The organism is Enterobacter sp. HNDS-6 (assembly GCF_039850505.1).
GTDB classification, from domain to species: Bacteria; Pseudomonadota; Gammaproteobacteria; order Enterobacterales; family Enterobacteriaceae; genus Enterobacter; species Enterobacter kobei.
Genome location: NZ_CP156673.1, coordinates 1,871,817 through 1,884,378, shown reverse-complemented (window position 1 = coordinate 1,884,378; position 12,562 = coordinate 1,871,817). Strand labels below are relative to the sequence as shown.

The following is a 12,562-nucleotide window of genomic DNA, read 5'->3' as shown; positions in this document are numbered from 1 at the left end:
AAATCCTTTTTATTTTTGTCCGTGCAGCGGGTGCGTGTGTTTCCAGTTCAGCAGCGCTTCGCGCGTGACCTGCCTGCCATAAAACGTTTTGATACGACGGCCTTTCTCATTGCCGCGATGCCACAGAAAGCGCGCAACGTGATGCGGAAAAATCTCCTCGCGTACCAGGCGAAACAGGGCTTCCGCGTGCCCAAAGGGGGCAATAAAATCGCGAAACCACATCCGATCGCCGTTACACCAGTCTTCTTCCGGCAGGACGACCGTCTCCTGGGTGAGATAGCGGCGTTCGGCTTCTTCGCTCATCCATGCCCAGCTCAGGAAAAAGATCGGGCGTCCTTTCTCCTCTATCAGCACGTACTGCTGGCGTTTAATGATGGGCAAGAGCACCACGGGCAGGACGTGCAGCGGCGCGTCACGGTGGTTGAGGGAATGCATCCAGAGCCAGACCGACGCGCCCAGCACTTCGGCTTCACTTAGCGCGACGTCCTCGAGCTGCGGACAATGAACCGTCAATTCGCCATAGCGCATACTCAGAAATCCATGTTGAGGTTGAAGCCGAAGGTTGCCGGGCTGGTTTTAAAACCGTCCGGGTGGGAGAACGGCACGCCCGCGAAGGCGTCGTATCCCACTTTCCAGAGCGCACCGCGCAAGCCCGCCGCGCCACCCGCAAGATGGTTGCCCGCCAGGTATTCCGTACCGTTGCCAGCGACCTCGCCATAGTCGGCAGCCAGATAGAGCTCGGTTCCGGCAAGCGGGGTCTGCCAGGAGAGATCGTTTCGAACCAGCCAGCCGCGATCGGCGTTGAGCGTGCGTTCGCCGTCGAAGCCGCGCACCGTCCAGCGCCCGCCGATGGCGAACTGATCCTGTGAAGTGAGCGGCGTGTTGCTGGTCTGACGCTGCCAGGCTACGTCGTAACGCAAGTGCTGCGTGCTGAGTGCGAACGGCAGGCTCAGGCGTGCGTTGGTGCGAAGAATTCGGCCCAGCGCGGTGGCTTCATCGAACGTTTCTTCGGGGGCTGGCTGGGCGCCAAACCATCGCGTGCCGCGCTGGTAGCTGATGCCAGCATCAACCGTGGCGGGGCCGATATAGTGGCGATGCTGAAGCCCGGCCTTCCATGAAGAGACGTGGCGGCGCTGAACTTCCACTTCCGTGTCGTTGATGTAGTTTTTCGTTGTCCGGCTCTCCACGTCCCAGGTGAACGTGGTTTTTTGGGCGCTGCTGCGGTGCAGAACCCGGCTGGCCTGCGCCACCAGACTCTGGCTTTTGCCGCTGTACCGAATGTCGCCGTTTAGCCCCGCCACGGTCTGGTGATAGTGGTAATCGCTGCCGGTAACGGAAAATGCCCACCAGCCCACGGGAACAGACCAGTGGGCGCTGAGGTTTTGGTTGCCTTTTTCCGGCCCGGTTTGAAGGTCATGGTTAATGGAAAACCAGAAGAGATCGCTCAGCGCCAGCGGGTTATCCAGCGACAGCGTTAGCCCACCCTGATAGCGGCCCGTTGACGACGAGCCAGAATCATCAAGCGACAGGCCAAGCCGCCAGAATTTGCTCTGCTGGCGGGTAATCACGATATCGCTCTCACCCGGCTGTTCAGCCGGAACGATATCCATCTCAACCTGGACGGTGGGCAGACGCTGAAGGTTCTCCAGACCCTGCTCGATATCCCGCAGGTCGAGCAGATTACCGTCATGTGCCGGGAAGGCGCTGTAAAGCCATAACCCGCGACGGCTGTTATCGGTCAATGTGACGTGGCGTATTTTCCCCGGAATAACGGCCAGTGTTAAATGGCCGCTTTTTAAATCCTGAGCGGGAGCCAGCACGCGTGCGGTTGTCCAGCCGTGGGCGATCAGCCGGTTTTGCAGCAGGCTCATCACGTGGTTGATACCCCGTGCGCCGAGGCACTTCCCGACGGACTGATTCGCGATGCGCTGCAGCGGTACCCAGTGCGGGAGGGCGTTATGCCCCGTCAGCGTCACGTCATGGATGGTGAAGCAGGGCGTTTCGGCGGCAAATTCGCCGCTTTCGTTACGTGTTGCCGGAGATTGCAGCCGAACGTCAGGCGCCTGGGGCGTCAGTTGGGTTTCCAGCGCCTGCTGACGCTGCTGTTGCAGGATAAACGGTTCATCACCCGGTGCGGCGCTGGCACCCGATGAAAGGCTGAGAACAGCACAGATAAAAAAGCCGGTGCGCTTCGTTGCGACTGGTCGAAATTCCCTTTTCAACATTTTCCCTTACAAAATGTAATGTTTTCTTGCAAGGGATCGTGACGAAGTCACAGCGACTTTTCTACGCGTAGCGGCTAAATAAAATCTGAAAGTGGGGGAAAGTACGGAAGCGGATTAAAGCGGGTATGACTGGCCGGGCAAGCTTGCGCCGCCCGGCACGGTTACGGGAGATTACTCCCCTTCACCCGGGAACAGGAACGGGTTGATTGAGCTGCGGGCGAAGCCCTCCTGCTCCATTTTGGCATCCAGAATCAGCGAGGCGAGATCGTCGGCTACCGCTTCGACTTTCGGGTCTTTTTCCTGATACAGAATCTTCAGGTAGGTCCCACAGTCGCCGCAGCTTTCAGCTTTCACTGCCGCTTCTTCATTTTCCAGCGACCAGTAGTTGAGATCGCGGGTCTGCTCGCAGTTGCTGCACTTCACGCGCACGACGTGCCATTCGGTTTCGCACAGGTTGCAGTGCAGGTAGCGCAGCCCCTGGGTGGTGCCAATCTGTACCATGCTGGAGACCGGCATGGAACCGCACACCGGGCAGAACTGGCGCGCTTCACCGTACTCGGCGCGGGCTTTGCCGGGGATCAGGCTTGCCATCTGCGCCCAGTAGAGCGACAGTGCCGCCCAGATAAACGGCGCTTTATCACTGCTGACCAGCGAGAAGTCGGAAGCAAACAGCGCACTCGCCATCTCTTCCAGCTCCTGTTCGGACGCTTTTTCCAGGTTCTCAATGACCGCTAGCGCAGTACCGCTCATTTCGGGCTTCAGCTCGGCAATCAGCGAATGCAGCAGCTTGTGCCAGTGCTTGTCGCGCGGCAGGACGTGAATATCCAGCGGCGGCTTGCCCTGCTCATTGGCTTCTTTGATGCGCGCAGTCAGGTCCATTTGCAGTGGGTGGTCGTACAGCACCACTTCCTGCGCGTGGGCGACAAGCGCAGCAAAACGCAGAAAATCGCCCAGCGGGTTGTTCTCTGCCAGCTCGCGCAGACGCTCTGCGCGGCGGTTGTAGAGGTTCTTGAGTCTGGGGAATAACAACGGCGGAATATACTCCGCCGTACGTTTCTCGCTCGACCCCAGCTCATCTTGCGGGATTATGCGAATACTCATTCAGATGACTTTTCCTGTTTCTGGCGGACTTCACGGTACCAGCGCGGGTGATGTTTCTTCGCCCACGTACTGGTTACCCAGCCTTCCACCATCGCGGTAATGGTGCCTTTCACCCAGAGGGCGGCGTAAATATGCACCATGATAACCACAATTAGCGCCACTGCGGCAAATGAATGCAGCATCAGCGCGAATCGGATCACCGGGATTGAGAAAGCAGGCGCAAAATACGGACGCCAGATGATCACGCCGCTGACCAGCAACAGGACCAGGAAGATAATCGCCGCCCAGAATACGCATTTCTGACCGAAGTTATAACGCCCGGTATCACCTACTTCCTCGTTGACGACGATCTTACGAATATTCTTCGCCCAAAAGATATCATCCCGATTGATTAGGTTATGGTGCCAGTAGCGGAAAAACATGATGATGAACGACGCGAACATGATGACGCCAACAAACGGGTGCAGTATACGCGCCAGTTGTGGTGTCCCCATGATCTGCATCAGCCAGTTGAAGGAGGGGAAGAAGAACCCCAGCCCGCTTATCGCCGCCAGCATGAAGCAGAAGGCGGTGACCCAGTGGTTGATGCGTTCCGGCGCGGTGTAGCGCACGATGGTGTCACGTTTTCTCATTTGCGCACCTCGTCTTTCTCTTCATGCAGGTTGTCGTCTTCCTCTTCCGCACGGTTCGGACCGACGCCGACGTAGTGGAAGATGCTCGCTGCGAAGGTGGCAGCAAAACCTACCGCGGCCAGCGGTTTCCAGATGCCTTTCCAGAACTTCACGGTGGCGCTGATTTCCGGGTTCTCCGGCAGGCCGTGATACAGATTCGGCTTGTCGGCATGGTGCAGCACATACATCACATGCGTACCACCAACACCGGCCGGATCGTACAGGCCCGCATTGTCGTAACCACGGGTTTTCAGCTCGTCCACGCGCTCTGCCGCCAGCGTTTTCATATCCTCTTTAGAGCCAAAGTGGATAGCGCCGGTTGGGCAGGTCTTCACGCACGCGGGCTCCTGGCCGACAGTGACGCGGTCAACGCACAGCGTGCATTTGTAGACGCGGTTGTCTTCCGGGTTCAGGCGCGGTACGTCGAACGGACAGCCCGCAATGCAGTAGCCGCAGCCGATGCACTGCTCGGACTGGAAGTCGACGATGCCGTTGGCATACTGAATGATAGCCCCTTCTGACGGGCATGCCTTCAGGCAGCCCGGATCCGCGCAGTGCATACAGCCATCTTTGCGGATAAGCCATTCCAGTTTGTCGTTCTGCTCCACTTCCGAGAAACGCATCACCGTCCAGGACTTGGCGGTCAGGTCCGCAGGGTTGTCGTACACCCCAACGTTGTGACCCACTTCGTCACGCAGATCGTTCCACTCAGAGCAGGCCACCTGACAGGCTTTACAGCCGATACAGGTGGTCACGTCGATAAGTTTCGCCACTTCCTGCTGGTGGTCCCGCGCCTGAGGCGCGGGCGTGAAACCGTTAGTCGCGGAACGACGGATAATGTCTTGAGATTGATAAGCCATAAGTCGTCTCCGTTACACCTTTTCCACGTTCACGAGGAAGGCCTTAAACTCCGGCGTCTGCGTGTTCGCATCACCGACGAACGGCGTCAGGGTATTTGCAATGAACCCTTTCTTCGCCACGCCCTCATAACCCCAGTGAATTGGGATGCCGATGGTATCCACCTGCTGACCATGAACGTTCAGCGTGCGAATACGCTTGGTCACCACCGCCTTGGCTTTAATGTAGCCGCGGTTAGAGGAGACCTTCACGGTATCGCCATGGGCGATGCCGAGCTTGTTCGCCAGCTTCTCGCCGATCTCCACAAACTGCTCCGGCTGCGCGATGGCGTTAAGCAGCGCGTGCTTGGTCCAGTAGTGGAAGTGCTCGGTCAGACGATAGGTGGTGCCCACGTACGGGAACTTGTCTTTTTTACCCAGCGCTTCAAAGTCGCCCTTGAAGATACGCGCTGCCGGGTTAGAGACCACGTTCGGGTGCAGCGGGTTAGTGCCCAGCGGCGTCTCAAACGGCTCGTAGTGTTCCGGGAACGGCCCTTCTGCCATCTTATCAATGGCAAACAGACGTCCCATCCCTTCAGGCTGCATGATAAACGGTCCGACATCGCTGCCTGGTGCGGCAGTGCTGTAGTCCGGAATATCCACGCCGCCCCATTTCGCGCCGTCCCACTTCAGAAGCTGACGCTTCGGATCCCACGGGTTGCCCTGCGGGTCAGCGGAGGCACGGTTATAGAGGATGCGACGGTTAAGCGGCCACGCCCACGCCCAGCCCAGCGTATTGCCGAGGCCCGACGGGTCGGCGTTGTCGCGGTTGGCCATCTGGTTGCCTTTCGGCGTCCAGCTACCAGCGAAGATCCAACAGCCGCTTGACGTGGTACCGTCATCGCGCAGATGGGCGAAGGTACTGAGCTGATCGCCTTTCTTCGCCAGCACGGTGCCGGTGGTCGGGTCGATAACATCCGCCAGCGCCTTACCGTTGCTCTCCATCGCCACTTCTTCCGGCGCAGGATTTTCAGGCGTCGAGTAGTTCCAGGTCATGTTCAACACCGGTTCCGGGTTCGCGCCACCTTCAGCCGCGTACATCTTACGCAGGCGTAAGAAAATACCGGCCAGGATCTCGCCGTCGTTCATGGCGATGCCCGGGGCGTCCGCACCTTTCCAGTGCCACTGCAGCCAGCGACCGGAGTTGACAATAGACCCGTTCTCTTCCGCGAAGCAGGTGGATGGCAGACGGAACACTTCGGTCTGAATCTTCGACGGATCGACGTCGTTCGATTCGCCGTGGTTCTGCCAGAAGGTCGAGGTTTCAGTATTGAGCGGGTCAATCGTCACCAGGAACTTCAGTTTCGACAGGGACTCAACAACCTTGTTCTTGTTCGGGAACGAGGCCACCGGGTTAAAGCCCTGGCAGATATAGCCGTTGACCTGACCCTGATGCATCATCTCGAAGTACTGAAGCACGTCGTAGCCTTTGTCCCACTTCGGCAGCCAGTCAAAGCCCCAGCTGTTTTCCGCCGTCGCCTTGTCGCCGTAGAAGGCTTTCATCAGCGAGACGAAGAACTTCGGATAGTTGCCCCAGTAGTTCACCTGGCCTTCGAGCAGCGGTTTTGGCGTGCTGGCCGTCAGGTAGGTTTGCAGGTCGGTTTGTTTCTCGCTTGGCAGGTTCATATAACCTGTCAGGCTTTGAGACAGCAGGCCGAGGTCGGTCAGACCCTGAATGTTGGAGTGACCGCGCAGGGCGTTCACGCCGCCGCCTGCCATGCCCATGTTGCCGAGCAGGAGCTGAACCATCGCCATGGTACGGATGTTCTGCGCACCGATGGAGTGTTGCGTCCAGCCGAGGGCGTAGAGGAACGACGCGGTTTTATCTTTCGCGCTGGTTTCGGCGATCAGCTCGCACACCTTCAGGAAGTCCGCCTTCGGCGTACCACAGATGTTTTCGACCACCTCCGGCGTGTAGCGGGAGACGTGCTCTTTCAACAGGTTCCACACGCAGCGCGGGTGTTGCAGGGTGGTATCGCGTTTCGCAAAGCCTTTCTCATCCAGCTCGTAGTTCCAGCTGGTTTTGTCGTACTTGCGTTTTTCGGCGTCGTAACCGCTGAACAGGCCATCTTCGAAGTGGTAATCCTCACGCACGATCAGGCTGGCGTTGGTATAGGCTTCGGTGTATTCGCGGTTGTATTTTTCGTTGGTCATCAGGTACAGCAATACGCCTGACAGGAAAGTGATGTCAGTACCTGAACGAATAGGGGTGTAGAAATCCGCCACTGACGCTGTACGCGTGAAGCGGGGATCGATCACAATCAGTTTCGCACCGTTGTGGATTTTGGCTTCCATCGCCCAGCGGAACCCGACAGGGTGCGCTTCAGCAGCGTTACCGCCCATCACCACAATAAGGTTGGCGTTCTTGATGTCGACCCAGTGGTTGGTCATCGCACCGCGACCAAATGTTGGAGCAAGACTTGCTACCGTTGGTCCGTGTCAGACACGCGCCTGGTTGTCGACCGCGAGCATACCGAGTGCGCGCGTAAATTTCTGGGTTAAATAACCGGTTTCGTTGCTGGAAGCAGAGGCGCAAAGCATCCCGGTGGAGAGCCAGCGGTTGACCGTCACGCCGTCGGCGTTCTTCTCAATGAAGTTCGCATCACGGTCTTCTTTAATATGTTTAGCGATGCGGTCAAACGCCTCTTCCCAGCTGATTTGCTGCCATTTGTCGGAGCCAGGCGCACGATATTCAGGGAACTTCAGGCGGCTTTCAGAGTGGATAAAGTCCACCAGACCGGCCCCTTTCGGACACAGCGCGCCGCGGTTGACCGGGTGATCCGGGTCACCTTCGATATGGAAAATAGACGCTTTGGCGTTTTTAGCACCGTCGCCGAGGCTATACATTAACAGCCCGCAACCGACAGAGCAGTACGTACAGGTATTACGGGTTTCACGGGTGCGCAGCAGTTTATACTGCCGCGTTTCCGCCAGCGCGACGCCGGGCGCAAAGCCCAGTGCTGCTGCCGTTGTGCCTGCCATACCGCCAGCGCAGATCTTAAAGAACTGCCTTCTGCTGACCTGCATGGGTCACTCCTTGTTTCGACATTGCTTACATATGTAGTTTTGACTTCGCGGTTGAAGAATGACCGCAAAGGAAAAAATTTGCGTTAATCCCTCATTTCTCCGAGGGATATCATCAGAATACCACAATGTCGGTACACCTGTTCTAATGGCGTTAATACAAAGTGAACGTATTATCACCATGTTGATTATAAAGTGTGATACAGATCACGCTATTGCTTCTGCATGTTAAAGCGGTGTAGCGCTGGCCGGGTTGCACCCCTTCTAAATGAGTAGGAGAATGATTGTCGAAAAGTTGATCCATACTATGCGTAAGGCCTGTTGTTTATGCTGCAATAGCAGGCTCACCTCCGTGGTTGTTCAGGAATACCGCTGTGTCTAAACAAAACCGTGCTACCCACTCGTCGCCACTGCCTGCAGGCATTGTGGAACTGTCGGTACGCAGACCGCCCCACATTACCCACGCCACGCCCGATTTGCTGGCGGAAGAAGTGCCTGTTGCGCTTGTTTACAACGGTATTTCGCATGTGGTGATGATGGCTTCGCCGAAAGATCTCGACCTGTTCGCCATTGGCTTTTCTCTCTCGGAAGGCATTATTGCGCATCCGCAGGAGATCTACGGGATGGACGTGGTGAAGGCGTGTAACGGTCTTGAAGTGCAAATCGAACTCTCCAGCCGTCGCTTTATGGGGTTGAAAGAGCGCCGCCGCGCGCTGGCCGGACGCACCGGCTGCGGCGTGTGTGGCGTTGAGCAGCTCAATGATATCGGCAAGCCCGTTGCGCCATTGCCGTTTACCCAGACCTTCAATCTGGCACACCTTGATCATGCGCTTGAGCATCTCAACGACGTACAGCCCATCGGCCAGTTGAGCGGTTGTACGCATGCGGCGGCGTGGGTGTTGCCGTCGGGCGATATTGCCGGAGGGCATGAAGACGTGGGCCGCCATGTCGCGCTGGATAAGCTGCTGGGACGCCGGGCGCGAGAAAGCGAGGTCTGGCAACAGGGCGCGGCGCTTGTTTCCAGCCGTGCAAGTTATGAGATGGTGCAAAAGTCCGCAATGTGCGGTGTGGAAATCCTGTTTGCGGTATCGGCGGCCACAACGCTGGCGGTGGAAGTGGCGGAGCGCTGCAACCTGACGCTGGTCGGGTTCTGCAAGCCGGGAAGGGCAACAATCTATACCCATCCGCAGCGATTAATAGTTGATCAATAATTTTGAATGTTTCAGGCAAAACCTTCCGCTTTTAGTTGTTCGGGATGAGGTCTAGTATTTATCTCATCAAGGCACGGTGCCTTACCAAAACAACTTAACGAAAGGGTTTATATCATGAAAAGCATCAAAACTTTTGTCGCTATAATCGCTCTGGCTGCTTCTTTCGGTTCTTTCGCTGCACAGACTGTGACCGCAACCGCCTCTACCATCGACGGTGCAGAAGCTAAAATCGCGGCACAGGCTCAGGAAGCGGGTGCATCATCCTACAAAATTACCCAGGCATTCACGGGTAACCGCGTACACATGACTGCTGAACTGAATAAATAAGCCAGTCACACCGTCGAAAGAGCGCCCCCGGGGCGCTTTTTTATTTTTTCTCTTTTTTAACAATATCTTTTCTATCCTGAACCTCTACCAGGGAATAAAAAGGCGCGACGTTTTTACAGGTCAGACGCCAGATCCCGTAATCCCGCTTTTTTGGCGTAAACACGCGATAATTACCTTCACCTACCATCATAAAGCGCGCATTGGGATAGTCGTTGAGAATTCGATATTCATTGTTACAGTAAAACGTATCCCGAGTGTCGTAATCGATTGTCACATTGAGGACGTATTCAAGCACCCGGCTGGTATTGACGTTATAGGCAATAAAGAAGATATAGCCAGCGCAGAAAAGGGGGGCAGAAATCGCCATGACGTTAAACTGGACCGATGAATTCTGCAACAAGGGAAGCGCCATCGTGAATAGCAGAAATACCATGGAAAAGAATAAGGTGCAGAAGATTAAAAAGAACCCAAACGACGTAATTTTATTGAAAGTCGCCTCGTAGGTGACATCCGTGACGTCCATAAAGACCTTTCGCGCCAGTATGTAGCAGATGAAGGAAATTAACAGCCATACACCACGTGTAAGGGTGAAAGCCTTTTTCGCAATTTTCTTTCTGTCATCATCCACGGCGTCCAGATAGAGGGTGATGGAATAGTAGATACATCCCACCGTCCCGATCGCGAGCGTGACGGGTAGCTCCAGGCCATTTCCGGCGAAATATTTAAATGCCACGCACGATGTTAAAAACAGCAGAGAAGACATCAGCGTCGAGCCCGCTATTTTTTTGTATTCACCCCATTCCATTTGGGACAGCTGCAACAGCGTGAGGGGTTTTATGCGTGAGGAAATGATGATAGCGCAGGCTATCAGCATGGCCATCCAGACGAAGACGGGCATCGCTTTACTGTTAAAGGGCGTTATGACAAAAATGGCGCCCGCATAAGCGATAAAATGGACGGCAGTACTATGTCTGATGAGGAATGAGGGTTGTTTTATGCTTTGCATTGGCGTTTTTCTCCCTGAAAAAGGCTGACGTTCAGGACATCAGGAAACAGATATCAGCGCAATGCATAACGTTTTTTTTTGAGTTCAGTAATTTTGAATGATAATAGCAAATCCTTCCGCTTTTAGTTGTTCGGGATGAGGTCTAGTATTTATCTCATCAAGGCACGGTGCCTTACCAAAACAAATTAACGAAAGGGTTTATATCATGAAAAGCATCAAAACTTTTGTCGCTGTAATCGCTCTGGCTGCTTCTTTCGGTTCTTTCGCTGCACAGACTGTGACCGCAACCGCCTCTACCATTGACGGTGCAGAAGCTAAAATCGCGGCGCAGGCTCAGGAAGCGGGTGCATCATCCTACAAAATTACCCAGGCATTCACGGGTAACCGCGTACACATGACTGCTGAACTGAATAAATAAGCCAGTCACACCGTCGAAAGAGCGCCCCCGGGGCGCTTTTTTAGTTTATGCCCGCCACGCGCAGTAGCGCCGTCACTACTGCCGCCGCGATGATCACCACAATCAATGGCATTTTTCGCCACGCCAGAAATACCGCAAACGCCACGCCCAGCACGCGCGCCATCCCGGCGAAATGTTCCCCTTCATAAAATGTGGTCGCCAGCGCCACAGAAAACAGCAACACCGTTGCCGCATCTGACAGCAGTGCCTGAGATCGTTCAGAGAGTGCCAGTCGGTTGCCGAGTTTTGCTCCGCCGAGACGCATCAAATAGGTTCCCGCAGACAAAATGGCGATGCCGAGAATAAAAATCGTCATATTTCCCATTATTTCTTCCTCGCAGCGAGACCGAGTAAAGAGAGCAGCACCGGTAATCCCACCGGGGAAAACGGTACGGCAGCCAGGGATAGCACGGCACCGCTACAGGCGCGGATTAACGTGGTACGGTTTTTAAACGCGGGAACCACTAACGCCAGCAGAATGGCCGGAAAGACCGCATCCAGCCCGATGGTTTCCGGGGCCGGGAGCAGCTTACCGACCATGGCGCCCAGCAAGGCGCCCACCGGCCAGATAATTGCCACGCCTAAACCACATAACCAGTACGCCGCCTTACGCTGCTCGGGCGTTTTTTGCGACAGGCCAAACACCACGCTTTCGTCATTCATAATGTGGCAGCCCAACAGGCTCAGGCCGCGCTTGCCTACCAGTTCACGCACCGTCACGCCAAACGGCACATGGCGTGCGTTGACCAGCAAACCGGCTGCCGCCGCCGCCAGAGGGTTACCGCCGCTGGCCACAATGCCGATAAACATAAATTCCGATGCGCCCGCGAGGACGGTGAGCGAGAGAACAAACGGCACCCAAAGCGGGAAACCGTAGGCCATCGCCAGTGAGCCGTAAGACATCCCGACCACGCCGACCGCGAGGCAAACCAGGATGATTGCTTTTATCGTGTCGCCTTTAAGGCAGGAGAGATGATGCTTCATACAATTTTAGCCATATCGAACGTGTATCCATTATAATGAACGCAACAGAAATGTTTTTCAAGACGAACGATTCGTTCGATTTATAGAACAAAAAGGGCCGTTATATGACGCAGCCAATTAGCGTAATCGCCAAAAGCCTGGTGCGAGAGCGCCTGCGAACCGGGCTTTCACTGGCGGAAATTGCCCGCCGTGCCGGGATCGCTAAATCCACGCTTTCCCAGCTGGAATCCGGCAACGGCAACCCCAGCCTGGAGACGCTGTGGTCGCTCTGCGTGGCGCTGGATATTCCCTTCGCCCGTTTGCTGGAGCCGCAGTTGCCGAGCACGCAGGTGATCCGCCGTGGTGAAGGAACGAAAGTGGTTGCCGGACAGGCAAACTATGAAGCCATACTGCTGGCGGCGTGCCCGCCAGGCGCGCGACGGGATGTCTATCTCCTGATGACCCAGCCGGGTGCAGACCGCATTTCTCAGCCGCATTCGCCTGGCTCGGTAGAACATATTATCGTCATGCAGGGAAGGGCCCTGGTCGGCCTGCTGGATGCGGCAGAAGAGCTCGCCGCCGGGGATTACATCTGTTACCCCGCCGACCAGCCGCACATTTTTAAGGCGCTGGAGCCAGACACGCATGCGTTGCTGGTGGCGGAACAAAATTAACGTAGAT

General features: G+C 55.9%; 13 protein-coding genes. 4 read left to right on the top strand and 9 right to left on the bottom strand.

The window, feature by feature from the left end; all coding sequences use genetic code 11:
* Window positions 1-9 precede the first annotated feature (9 nt).
* From ABFI50_RS08820 to fdnG, 6 genes are all read right to left on the bottom strand, one after another.
* Entirely contained in the window at window positions 10-528 is a 519-nt protein-coding gene (locus ABFI50_RS08820) for a toxin-activating lysine-acyltransferase (RefSeq protein ID WP_023331620.1), read from the bottom strand.
* Window positions 529-530: 2 nt separating this feature from the next.
* Window positions 531-2,225, bottom strand: coding sequence for a ShlB/FhaC/HecB family hemolysin secretion/activation protein (locus tag ABFI50_RS08815; protein WP_045134861.1), 1,695 nt, complete (start codon window positions 2,223-2,225; stop codon window positions 531-533).
* Window positions 2,226-2,396: 171 nt separating this feature from the next.
* Complete coding sequence (gene fdhE, locus ABFI50_RS08810) at window positions 2,397-3,326, bottom strand: formate dehydrogenase accessory protein FdhE (protein ID WP_014885738.1); 930 nt, start codon at window positions 3,324-3,326, stop codon at window positions 2,397-2,399.
* Window positions 3,323-3,958 carry a formate dehydrogenase cytochrome b556 subunit gene (gene fdoI, locus ABFI50_RS08805; protein ID WP_008501832.1) on the bottom strand — a complete coding sequence of 212 codons (636 nt, stop codon included), beginning with the start codon at window positions 3,956-3,958 and terminating at the stop codon, window positions 3,323-3,325. The genes fdhE and fdoI overlap by 4 nt, the downstream gene beginning before the upstream one ends.
* On the bottom strand, window positions 3,955-4,857 hold the full coding sequence (gene fdxH / locus ABFI50_RS08800; RefSeq protein WP_045134862.1) for a formate dehydrogenase subunit beta: 903 nt from the start codon (window positions 4,855-4,857) through the stop codon (window positions 3,955-3,957). The genes fdoI and fdxH overlap by 4 nt, the downstream gene beginning before the upstream one ends.
* 12 nt (window positions 4,858-4,869) lie before the next feature.
* Window positions 4,870-7,920, bottom strand: a complete 3,051-nt coding sequence (gene fdnG, locus ABFI50_RS08795; RefSeq protein WP_086527813.1) for a formate dehydrogenase-N subunit alpha — start codon at window positions 7,918-7,920, stop codon at window positions 4,870-4,872.
* A 371-nt stretch (window positions 7,921-8,291) separates the two neighbouring features.
* Here fdnG and fdhD point away from each other — a divergent pair, with 371 nt between their 5' ends.
* Both fdhD and ABFI50_RS08785 read left to right on the top strand, forming a co-directional pair.
* The gene (fdhD, locus tag ABFI50_RS08790) at window positions 8,292-9,128 is read left to right on the top strand and encodes a formate dehydrogenase accessory sulfurtransferase FdhD (protein WP_014885735.1); all 837 of its coding nucleotides are present in this window, start codon (window positions 8,292-8,294) and stop codon (window positions 9,126-9,128) included.
* A gap of 114 nt (window positions 9,129-9,242) precedes the next feature.
* Window positions 9,243-9,455: a DUF1471 domain-containing protein gene (locus ABFI50_RS08785; RefSeq protein WP_045134863.1), complete on the top strand. Its 213-nt coding sequence runs from the start codon at window positions 9,243-9,245 to the stop codon at window positions 9,453-9,455.
* 40 nt (window positions 9,456-9,495) lie between these two features.
* Here ABFI50_RS08785 and ABFI50_RS08780 read toward each other — a convergent pair whose 3' ends face one another.
* A complete protein-coding gene (locus ABFI50_RS08780) occupies window positions 9,496-10,461 on the bottom strand; it encodes a hypothetical protein (RefSeq protein ID WP_233099046.1) in 966 nt (321 codons plus the stop codon).
* 205 nt (window positions 10,462-10,666) lie between these two features.
* On the opposite strand from ABFI50_RS08780, the gene ABFI50_RS08775 reads away from it, so the two are divergent.
* Window positions 10,667-10,879, top strand: coding sequence for a DUF1471 domain-containing protein (locus ABFI50_RS08775; protein ID WP_014885733.1), 213 nt, complete (start codon window positions 10,667-10,669; stop codon window positions 10,877-10,879).
* Between the two features lie 40 nt (window positions 10,880-10,919).
* On the opposite strand, the gene ABFI50_RS08770 is transcribed toward ABFI50_RS08775, so the two are convergent.
* Window positions 10,920-11,243, bottom strand: coding sequence for an AzlD domain-containing protein (locus ABFI50_RS08770; protein WP_032635181.1), 324 nt, complete (start codon window positions 11,241-11,243; stop codon window positions 10,920-10,922).
* On the bottom strand, window positions 11,243-11,902 hold the full coding sequence (locus ABFI50_RS08765) for an AzlC family ABC transporter permease (protein WP_045134865.1): 660 nt from the start codon (window positions 11,900-11,902) through the stop codon (window positions 11,243-11,245). The genes ABFI50_RS08770 and ABFI50_RS08765 overlap by 1 nt, the downstream gene beginning before the upstream one ends.
* 104 nt (window positions 11,903-12,006) lie before the next feature.
* Between ABFI50_RS08765 and ABFI50_RS08760 the strand changes: the two genes are divergently transcribed.
* Window positions 12,007-12,555 (top strand): XRE family transcriptional regulator, encoded by a 549-nt coding sequence (locus tag ABFI50_RS08760; protein WP_014885730.1) that lies wholly within the window; start codon window positions 12,007-12,009, stop codon window positions 12,553-12,555.
* Window positions 12,556-12,562 lie beyond the last annotated feature (7 nt).

What these genes read in the sequence shown, in the direction of transcription:
- ABFI50_RS08770 (WP_032635181.1), bottom strand. Translation starts at nt 11,243, where the DNA reads ATGGGAAATATGACGATTTTTATTCTCGGCATCGCCATTTTGTCTGCG.
- ABFI50_RS08785 (WP_045134863.1), top strand. Translation starts at nt 9,243, where the DNA reads ATGAAAAGCATCAAAACTTTTGTCGCTATAATCGCTCTGGCTGCTTCT.
- fdxH (WP_045134862.1), bottom strand. Translation starts at nt 4,857, where the DNA reads ATGGCTTATCAATCTCAAGACATTATCCGTCGTTCCGCGACTAACGGT.
- ABFI50_RS08775 (WP_014885733.1), top strand. Translation starts at nt 10,667, where the DNA reads ATGAAAAGCATCAAAACTTTTGTCGCTGTAATCGCTCTGGCTGCTTCT.
- ABFI50_RS08765 (WP_045134865.1), bottom strand. Translation starts at nt 11,902, where the DNA reads ATGAAGCATCATCTCTCCTGCCTTAAAGGCGACACGATAAAAGCAATC.
- ABFI50_RS08760 (WP_014885730.1), top strand. Translation starts at nt 12,007, where the DNA reads ATGACGCAGCCAATTAGCGTAATCGCCAAAAGCCTGGTGCGAGAGCGC.
- ABFI50_RS08815 (WP_045134861.1), bottom strand. Translation starts at nt 2,225, where the DNA reads ATGTTGAAAAGGGAATTTCGACCAGTCGCAACGAAGCGCACCGGCTTT.
- ABFI50_RS08820 (WP_023331620.1), bottom strand. Translation starts at nt 528, where the DNA reads ATGCGCTATGGCGAATTGACGGTTCATTGTCCGCAGCTCGAGGACGTC.
- fdoI (WP_008501832.1), bottom strand. Translation starts at nt 3,958, where the DNA reads ATGAGAAAACGTGACACCATCGTGCGCTACACCGCGCCGGAACGCATC.
- fdhE (WP_014885738.1), bottom strand. Translation starts at nt 3,326, where the DNA reads ATGAGTATTCGCATAATCCCGCAAGATGAGCTGGGGTCGAGCGAGAAA.
- ABFI50_RS08780 (WP_233099046.1), bottom strand. Translation starts at nt 10,461, where the DNA reads ATGCAAAGCATAAAACAACCCTCATTCCTCATCAGACATAGTACTGCC.